At 41.2% G+C, this 1002-nt stretch carries 1 protein-coding gene; it reads right to left on the reverse strand.

All coding sequences use genetic code 11. The annotated features are described in order from the left end of the window. Positions 1-576: E3 binding domain-containing protein (locus PAN06_RS14365; protein ID WP_269796672.1), on the reverse strand; the 576-nt coding region annotated here is incomplete at its 3' end. Positions 577-1002: the final 426 nt, after the last annotated feature.

Consider the following 1002-nt stretch of genomic DNA (forward strand, 5'->3'; position numbering starts at 1 on the left):
GGGGTGTTTCATAAGAGTCTTAACAACTGCAAGTGAAAGAAGGTCTGTTACAGTAGTCTTCTTCCCAGTTGCTTCCATGATTGGCTCAAGAACCTTCTTACGAAGAGCCAACATTTCAGTCATATCAACTTCATAGTTAAGGGTGAAGGTTGGCGCAGTTAAGTAAGATTCAACCATGCGTTGGGCAATAACCTTACGCATTGGTGTCATTGGAATACGCTCGATTTCACCGTATGGTGTTACGTTATCAGGAACTTCTTCCACTTTTTCAATCTGAGCAGGAGACTTGATGGTATCGTTTTCGATATTCTCAGGAAGCAAGGCCAAAACATCCTTCTTCATGATTTTACCACGATGACCGGTTCCTTGGATTTCCTGCCAAGCAATATTGTGTTCGAGGGCAATTCGTTTTGCAAGTGGCGAAATGCGAACCACATTTGTGTCTTTATAAGTTTCCACGTCTTCTTTGTGGACACGACCGTTTGCACCTGAGCCAGAAACATCGTAGAGGTTGATCCCTAAATCATCCGCTAACTTTCTAGCCGCAGGAGTCGCTCTTAGCTTGTCATCAGCCATGACCTCTCCAATTCTATACTAAGATATTAAGGACTCAGAGGGCAATGAAAAAATAGGAGATTGACGATGTGTTCGATGAACACAAGGAAATCTATCTTTTTTTCGCAGACCTCCGTCCGAATTCAATTAAATGATACAAGGGGCGTTAAAAGTCAAAGTGAAAATAGGAAACTTGACGAAGAAACTTTAGTTTCAAGGAAAGTTTATCTTTTTCACACAGACTTTAGCCCGTGTTCAACTCTACAAGCAACTTGGATACAACACGTATCTCAAGTTGCTACGGTTGCCGCTATTAGGCGGTCAACCTAGTAGACTTACTAAGTCGTTCGTCGAATAACATCGATTCGACTCTCTCCTGTCGCAAATTTGCAAATAATTTGGGTACAATACATATATCAAGTTACTAAAGTTAAAAACAACCGTTAT

Source organism: Streptococcus sp. SM3 (assembly GCF_027497875.1).